The 7,040-nt window shown below is 40.0% G+C and carries 4 protein-coding genes and 1 CRISPR repeat array; of the genes, 1 reads left to right on the top strand and 3 read right to left on the bottom strand.

Features of this window, described 5'->3' with window-relative positions; genetic code table 11:
- Positions 1–395 (top strand): transposase (locus tag I8751_RS16880; RefSeq protein WP_225894208.1); only part of this gene is annotated, 395 nt, incomplete at its 5' end.
- A gap of 40 nt (positions 396–435) precedes the next feature.
- Positions 436–2,640: direct repeats of the CRISPR family, unit length 37 nt; unit sequence GTTTCAATCCCTGATAGGGATTTTAATGTTTTTCAAC.
- Between the two features lie 266 nt (positions 2,641–2,906).
- On the opposite strand, the gene I8751_RS16875 is transcribed toward I8751_RS16880, so the two are convergent.
- The 3 genes from I8751_RS16875 to I8751_RS16865 all read right to left on the bottom strand — a co-directional run bounded on the left by I8751_RS16875 (position 2,907) and on the right by I8751_RS16865 (position 7,010).
- Positions 2,907–4,253: a TldD/PmbA family protein gene (locus tag I8751_RS16875; protein ID WP_214440297.1), complete on the bottom strand. Its 1,347-nt coding sequence runs from the start codon at positions 4,251–4,253 to the stop codon at positions 2,907–2,909.
- A gap of 74 nt (positions 4,254–4,327) precedes the next feature.
- On the bottom strand, positions 4,328–5,767 hold the full coding sequence (locus I8751_RS16870) for a TldD/PmbA family protein (RefSeq protein WP_214440296.1): 1,440 nt from the start codon (positions 5,765–5,767) through the stop codon (positions 4,328–4,330).
- A gap of 100 nt (positions 5,768–5,867) precedes the next feature.
- Positions 5,868–7,010, bottom strand: a complete 1,143-nt coding sequence (locus I8751_RS16865) for an AI-2E family transporter (RefSeq protein ID WP_214440298.1) — start codon at positions 7,008–7,010, stop codon at positions 5,868–5,870.
- Positions 7,011–7,040 lie beyond the last annotated feature (30 nt).

Below are 7,040 nucleotides of genomic sequence, written 5' to 3'. Positions count from 1 at the left end.
TAGTAGAACCGTTAACGGGTGAGTATTTCATCTGGGAATTTTCTCATTTAAATGCAGCTTGTTTTCAGGTTTTCTTAGAAAAATTTTCTGCCACTTATGCCCAAGATATCCATATTATTCAGTTAGATAATGGAGCTTTTCATTTTAGCCAGCATCTTCAAATACCAGAAAATATCATTTTATTATTTCAACCTCCACACACACCCCAAGTTAATCCAATTGAGCGATTATGGGAGGAAATTAAAAGGCATTTAGCTTGGGAAAGCTTTGGAACTTTAGATGAGTTAAGACAATTTATCTGGAGGCGTTTGGAAAAATTAAACACATCAATCGTTGCTTCTATTACAGGTTGGGATTTTATTCTTGATGCTTTATTTGAATCAAATTTTTCGTGAATTGGTATAACTGGGTGCGGTAATGTTGCTAGTGTTATCTGTTTCAATCCCTGATAGGGATTTTAATGTTTTTCAACTTTAGTGCAGCAATTGTATCTACTGTCCATCCACGAGGTTTCAATCCCTGATAGGGATTTTAATGTTTTTCAACGCTTTTTAACTCGCTCGTAGGCAGCTTGGGATTTGTTTCAATCCCTGATAGGGATTTTAATGTTTTTCAACTGGGTATGGTTCCAATCCCAATGTTGGAGAATGAGTTTCAATCCCTGATAGGGATTTTAATGTTTTTCAACTCAATACTTAGGATATTTCCTAAATCACCGTTAGTTTCAATCCCTGATAGGGATTTTAATGTTTTTCAACTCGGCTGATGTTCCTCAGTTGTCAGCAATTTAATGTTTCAATCCCTGATAGGGATTTTAATGTTTTTCAACCTGGCTTTCCCTGGGTCTCCTACTAGTCGCGGTACCCCATCCGTGTTTCAATCCCTGATAGGGATTTTAATGTTTTTCAACGCTCTCCAAACTCTTTGACGACTGCTGCAATCGCAGGAAGTTTTGTTTCAATCCCTGATAGGGATTTTAATGTTTTTCAACTCAAAGTTTTACTCAAATCACCAAGAAAGATTTGTTTCAATCCCTGATAGGGATTTTAATGTTTTTCAACCGATCATTAATTTGTCATTGAAAGAAGTGCCGAGGTTTCAATCCCTGATAGGGATTTTAATGTTTTTCAACTTTCCATGCGACTTCACGACAATCCTGTGATTCATCCATCCAGTTTCAATCCCTGATAGGGATTTTAATGTTTTTCAACTCCTCACATTACGCGCCAATGTGGCAGGCACAGAGTTTCAATCCCTGATAGGGATTTTAATGTTTTTCAACTTATGTCTTCCCTTGGGTACCCATCCCTGGCTATGGTTTCAATCCCTGATAGGGATTTTAATGTTTTTCAACATGAGAGCCTTCTAAATCCTCTTCAGGGAAGACATGTTTCAATCCCTGATAGGGATTTTAATGTTTTTCAACCTACTTTGCGACATTTAGGGTACATTAGAATATCCTCGTTTCAATCCCTGATAGGGATTTTAATGTTTTTCAACCTTAATCTCTGAGGTAGCCATAGCTTTTATAGAGTTTCAATCCCTGATAGGGATTTTAATGTTTTTCAACTCTGTAGGAGTTGTCTGGTTTTCCTATGGCCTTCTGGTTTCAATCCCTGATAGGGATTTTAATGTTTTTCAACACGAGGGGCTACATTTTTTGCCAAGCAAGCACCAGGTTTCAATCCCTGATAGGGATTTTAATGTTTTTCAACGGGTTGGGCATCTACATACTATATGCCATTATGTTTCAATCCCTGATAGGGATTTTAATGTTTTTCAACTATTGGGGGTTGGAGTACGTGTTCTCAGATAGAGGTTTCAATCCCTGATAGGGATTTTAATGTTTTTCAACTAGTATCAATGACATCGAACTAATGGGTAAATCGAGTTTCAATCCCTGATAGGGATTTTAATGTTTTTCAACGAGTCCGGTCAGGTAAATGTAGAGGTTGTCGTAAGTTTCAATCCCTGATAGGGATTTTAATGTTTTTCAACGGTCTGCCTCTTGCGATTCAGAAGTTCCCTAGGAGTTTCAATCCCTGATAGGGATTTTAATGTTTTTCAACTGCCGTTTTTTAAGCTCGGTATCTGTGAAAGTCTCCGTTTCAATCCCTGATAGGGATTTTAATGTTTTTCAACAATTTACTAATTTTGTTTCTCACTGCGATAAGAATGTTTCAATCCCTGATAGGGATTTTAATGTTTTTCAACGTAAAGCTGATAAAGAATTAGTTGCTAGTAAAGTGTTTCAATCCCTGATAGGGATTTTAATGTTTTTCAACCTAATAAAGACGGTTCACCTAACTTAGTCTTAGTTGTTTCAATCCCTGATAGGGATTTTAATGTTTTTCAACCCGCAGTAGGCTCCACATTCACACCAAATAGCATGTTTCAATCCCTGATAGGGATTTTAATGTTTTTCAACTCAACAGTGCTAAAGGAGAAGCCCGTATTTGGCAGTTTCAATCCCTGATAGGGATTTTAATGTTTTTCAACTTTTAGTACCTAAAAACTTTTCAGAAAAGACTTGTTTCAATCCCTGATAGGGATTTTAATGTTTTTCAACTTTTGAAGAGTACAAGTTCTAGCCGTTGGTAGTTGTTTCAATCCCTGATAGGGATTTTAATGTTTTTCAACTGCCCAATGTTGAAACACGCACTGTATTTAGTTTTCAAGGTTCGTTTGCGTCAATGTGCTGCCATAGTAGCATTTCAATACTGGGTGTCGTCAAGAGTGTCGATGATACTTTACCGAAATAGCCTCCTGACAAGGGTTACAGCCGTTGCGTCAATCTGTTTTTTCCGAGTTGGCGCTTAAAGCTTTGTGCAGCAAGCAATACAGCGGAAATTTTGCACTCTCTTTTGCTAACACCTACTAATTGACGCAATTTAATACCTAACTAACTATAAGGTATAGGTGAAATCATTCACCAACATTCCAGGAACTAAACTACCTCCAAGTTGGCGACCTTCGTAAGTTCCAACTTCGGGGATGAATTCTTGAAAAGTGGTCAAATCCACAAGATTTTCTCCCCAAAAGCGATAAAGGCTTTCGTCAAAGCGCAAGTTTTCGATGGGAGCCATGATTTCGCCGTTTTCTACCCAAAAACATGCATAACGAGTCATACCTGTAATTCTACCAGTGGGGCGATCGCTCCAATTTAAGTAATGCAAATTCGATACATATAATCCTGTACCTAAATTCGCCATAATCTGTTCAGGTGTTAAATTCCCTGAACTCACCTCCGGCGCACGTAAAGTCTCTGAACCATTAGCACCGTTAGCAATTTTTCCATATTCTTTAGCAGTCCGAGAATTAACCAAAGTATTTATTAATATGCCTTGTTCTATTACAGATAACTCTGGTGTTGCCATTTCTCCTAATTCATTAAATCGCGGTACTAAGCCTCGTTGAAAGTTTTCTTTTAAATTAAATGCTGAAGAAAGCTGTTTTTCACGATGCGCCAAAGCAGCCAAAGCACTGTTTCCTTGTTGTATATCTGCTTCGCTGACAGCTCCCCACGAAAGCATCATTAATAAATCAGCAACAGCAGCAGGTGCAAAATAAGTTTTGTACTGTCCTCGTGGCAATTCTTTAGGAGGCCGAGAAAGTAGCGCTAGTTGTTCTTTTGCTTGACTTATTTTGCCTATGTAAGCATGTTCATCCCAATTACTCCCTGCAAAAGTACCTTTAACAGCTTGTCCTGATGTAGTGAATAAAGAATAATCTAAAGTAAAAGAATCTGTAGCAAACCAATGTTTTTGACCACTAGAATCAGCATAAGCTTTAATTACTGATCCTCCAGCATATATACCAGTAAAATCTAAATCTGTCACTAATTTCAGGACTGTTGGCACTACTAATTCTGCTGCTAACAATTTCCCAGAATGTATTTCCCGACTTGTAAGATTTCCTGATGGTACAACTAAATAGGGATCAACGGGTAAAAGTAAAAGTTCATCACGCAGTTCTTGCAAAGCTTTGTATGCCGCTTGCCAGTCCACGTCCCAATTACCTGTAAAGGAAAATTGCCGAAAACTACTGCGCTGATCTTCCATCAAATTTAGTTCAATCCAACCATCAGCAACACAACCCGTTTGTCGCACTTTAGCATGATTAAAACGAGTAAATTGGCTGCGTTCACTGCTGAGTTTGATAGTGAATTGTTCATTTGCTGTTTTCTTAACTAGCAGAGTTTCAATAAGTTGATTAAAGCTGATTTCTAAAGCGGATAATTCATTCATTTTCATATTTATAATGCTTCTCATGCGAAAATGAGGCTAAGATCCCCGACTTCTTAAAGAAGTCGGGGATCTTGTTGTTTTCAACCGCCTCCTCCAAAAACTTCGACGTTGGCAAATACACAAACGGGTGAACCATGTCCTACACAAATAGCTTGATTTGGTTCACCTTTGCCACAGTAAGGAGTGCCGTACATTTGCCAGTTAGAGGCATCACTTATTTGGATTAAGCTGTGCCAAAATTCTGGGGTTGTAGCTCGATAATTGGGATTGCGGAGGGTTTTAGTGAGTTTACCGTTTTCAATCAATTGGGCATACTCACAACCAAACTGAAATTTGTAACGGCGATCGTCAATTGACCAAGAGCGATTAGACTCCATATAAACGCCGTGTTCTATGTCGGCGATTATTTCTGCAAAGCTGGCGTTTCCTGGCTCTAAATTTAAGTTGGCCATGCGGTCTATTGCGGGGCGATTCCATGAGCAAGCACGGGCACAAGCTACCCCTGGTATACCTGCTCTGGCTTGACTTTCTAGGCTGCCTAAACCCCGCTGTAGTACCCCTGCTTTGATCACATATTCTTTTGTGGCTACTGCACCTGTATCATCAAAAGCGTAGCTGGCAAATTCACCAGGGACGGTGGGATCAAAGGTAATGTTCATTAATGGCGAACCATATACTAGTTTGCCAAAATCAGTTTTATTGACAAAGCTGCCGCCGGCGTAGTTGCGCTCATCTCCTAAAATTCGGTCTATTTCTAGAGGATGACCGACACTTTCATGGATTTGCAGCATCATTTGGTCTGGGGCTAAAACTAAGTTAGTGCGTGTGTTGGGGCACTCTTGGGCTGTTAATAATTCTATTGCTTGTTCGCCGATTTGCTGTACCCGATGCCATAAATTTTCTAGTTGTAAAAGTTCCCATCCACCTTGATAACAGTTGGCTTGCGAACCATTATTAGTGCGTTGCTGCACAATCCCCGCATCTTGGGCAATAACTCCGTAATGGGTTCCCAAAGATATAATTTTTTGATACACCTCTGAGCCGTTACTGCTGACAAACCAAGTTTCTCGCTCGGTAGTGTTGGCGTTGGCGGTGGTTTGGACAATCTTGTCGTTAACTTTCAGCGTCTTGCATACCCGAACTAATAAATCGTTGATTTCCCCACGATTGAGAGCATCCAATGGTTCTAAGAATGGAGAGTTATATTCACCTATGACTTTAGGACGCTCACTTTCACGAAAGGGATATATCCACCACTCACTGGCTGCTAGCGCTTGTTTATAAGCTGTTTGGGCAGCGGCTTGTAAAGATGGTAATTCTAGAGAATTGGTAGCTGCATAACCTAGACAGCCATTAACCAAAACTTCTAGCATTGCTCCAACAGTGGAGGTTTTGCCGTTGGCTTGGGGTAAACCGTCGCGGACATAACAAGTAGTAGTATTTTCTTTGACGGCTCTAATACCAATCCAATCAGCAGGAATATCAAAAGTAGCGATCGCTTTTGTTAGTTCAGACCACATAATATAGTCAAATTAATAGAATTATTAGAGTTTAAGTAACTATTCATGGGCATAGGTCATGGGGCATGGGGAAAAATAACTGTTCCCTGTTCCCTGTTCCCTATTGCCTATTGCTTATTGCCTGTTCTTTTTCATCTGATTCTGATAGTTGTTGATTATCTGAGTTTATTGGCAGTTCGTAAATAGTAACTTTCTCTTCAGCCAACAGTTTCGGGCGCAAATAAAGATTTTCTAAAACTACGCCTACACCAGCAACCCAAGGTGGGACAATCACTGCGCCGATGATGCCTAAAACTTGTGTTCCCCCTAATACAGCTAAAAGTTGATATAACGGGTGAACTCGCACTGATGAACCTACCAGTAACGGATCAAGGACATAACTTTCTATATTCTGAATAATCACAAATAACAGCAATACCCAAACAAAAGTTAATCCCCCCTGAGGAATAGCCACAATTAAAGCTGGAACTGCACCCAATATTGGCCCAACAAACGGAATTAAGTTTGTAAACCCAGCAATTACACCCAGCGCTAAGGCAAATTCAGACAGCCCCAAAAGACTCAAACTCAAGGTAATGACAAAACCTAAAATAGCCGAAACCAAAACTCGACCTTGAACGTAACCCCCCATACGCCGAGAAATTGGTACAACTTGAGCTGCAAGGCGTTCGTCCCAAGGTTTGGGAAACAGCTTTACTAGTCCTTGAACTAAGTTTTTGCTACCAGCGACCATGTAGGCGGAAATAATTAAAGCTAAAATTAGATTGACTACGCCGCCGAGAATGCCACGAGTAAAGCCAAAAGAGCGCACTAGTAACTGTTGACTAGAGCGAAACAACCAATTGGTAAGTGCTTGGATATCAAAGAATTGCTCTATTGTCTCTATTTGAGTAACTCCCATTCGCAAGGCTAAATTTTCAGCCGTTGTTCGCAAATTATCTAAATAAATTGGCAATTTACTGCCTAATCGCTGAATTTGCTCAAAAACAGATGGCCCAATAATTAAACCTGCCCCAACTAATCCGGCAATTAGGCTAATGTACACCACAATTACTCCTAGCCAACGGGGTAGGCGTAATTTTTCGGCGGCGTTAACTATCGGCGCGATCGCAGCTGCCAACACTACCGCAATCATAAAAGTTACAAACAAACTCCGTAATTGCCACAGTAATATGGTCAAAAAACCAGTGGCGACAATTAGCAGAAGGTTAGATAAAGAAACAGTTTGACGTTTTTCGGGCATAGGGAGAAGAAGGGGCAGGGGGCAGGGGGC

This window comes from Atlanticothrix silvestris CENA357 (genome assembly GCF_016056295.1).
Taxonomy (GTDB): Bacteria; Cyanobacteriota; Cyanobacteriia; order Cyanobacteriales; family Nostocaceae; genus Atlanticothrix; species Atlanticothrix silvestris.
This window is presented reverse-complemented; position numbering and strand designations above follow the sequence as displayed.

Excerpts from the sequence above, each read along its gene's own strand:
- I8751_RS16875 (WP_214440297.1), bottom strand. The coding sequence starts at position 4,253 with ATGAAAATGAATGAATTATCCGCTTTAGAAATCAGCTTTAATCAACTT.
- I8751_RS16870 (WP_214440296.1), bottom strand. The coding sequence starts at position 5,767 with ATGTGGTCTGAACTAACAAAAGCGATCGCTACTTTTGATATTCCTGCT.
- I8751_RS16865 (WP_214440298.1), bottom strand. The coding sequence starts at position 7,010 with ATGCCCGAAAAACGTCAAACTGTTTCTTTATCTAACCTTCTGCTAATT.